The organism is Allocoprococcus comes, assembly GCF_013300725.1.
Classification (GTDB): domain Bacteria; phylum Bacillota; class Clostridia; order Lachnospirales; family Lachnospiraceae; genus Allocoprococcus; species Allocoprococcus comes_A.
Genome location: NZ_JAAIMM010000093.1, coordinates 1 through 1,010, shown reverse-complemented (window position 1 = coordinate 1,010; position 1,010 = coordinate 1). Strand labels below are relative to the sequence as shown.

The window sequence follows — 1,010 nt, the reverse complement described above, 5'->3', positions numbered from 1 at the left end:
AAAATGGGGCAACGTGTCCGAAATCTGCAGACGTTACTGCGAAAAGCAGTACACGAATAATCTGCTTCTGACACAGCATTTCCGCATGGGACTGGATGGATATAAGCATAAACGAAATTTAAATGTGCTGGTAGTCGGAGGTTCCGGGGCAGGAAAGAGCCGGACCTATGCGATTCCGAACATCATGCAGTGTAACTGCTCGATGGTGATCACAGATCCGAAAGCGGAACTTCTGCGCAAAACAGGAGGTGTTCTGGAACGGAATGGATATGAAGTCCGGGTTTTTGATTTGATCAATCCGGAGACTTCCTGGTGTTATAACCCGTTTGCGTATGTCCGGGATGATAAGGATGTACTGAAGCTGATCAATAACCTGATCCGCAACACGACACCGAAAGGTGCACAAAGCTCGGACCCGTTCTGGGAGAAGTCAGAGACTGCACTTTTACAGGCACTTATGCTGTATTTACTGCATGAAGCTCCACCGGAAGAACAGAACTTCCCGATGATTATGGAAATGCTTGGAAGCGCACAGGTCAAAGAAGATGATGAGGATTACCAGTCACCATTGGACATTTTGTTTGAAAGACTGGAAATGCGGGACCCAGAGAGTATTGCGGTCAAGCAGTATGCCATTTATAAGCAGGCGGCCGGAAAGACCGCAAAGTCTATTTTGATATCGGTTGGTGTCCGTCTGGCAGCGTTCAATCTGAAACAAATCGCCAACCTGACCTGTACGGACGAACTGGACTTATACAGTATTGGGGAGAAAAAAGTAGCACTGTTTTGCTGTATTCCGGATGCAGACACCAGCATGAATTATCTGGTCGGCATGATTTACAGTAATCTGTTTCAGACACTGTATTATGTGGCAGATCGGAAGTACGGAGGAAGGCTTCCGATTCCGGTACACTGCATTATGGATGAATGGCCAAACGTAGCCTTGCCGGATGATTTTGACAAGATTCTGGCAACCATGCGTTCCAGAGGGATTTCCTGCAGTATCATCA

Annotated in this window: 1 protein-coding gene; it reads left to right on the top strand. The window is 47.0% G+C overall.

The genetic code is table 11. From position 1 onward, the window contains the following. On the top strand, nt 1-1,010 hold a 1,010-nt coding region (locus G4407_RS16165; RefSeq protein WP_243868873.1), incomplete at both ends, for a VirD4-like conjugal transfer protein, CD1115 family.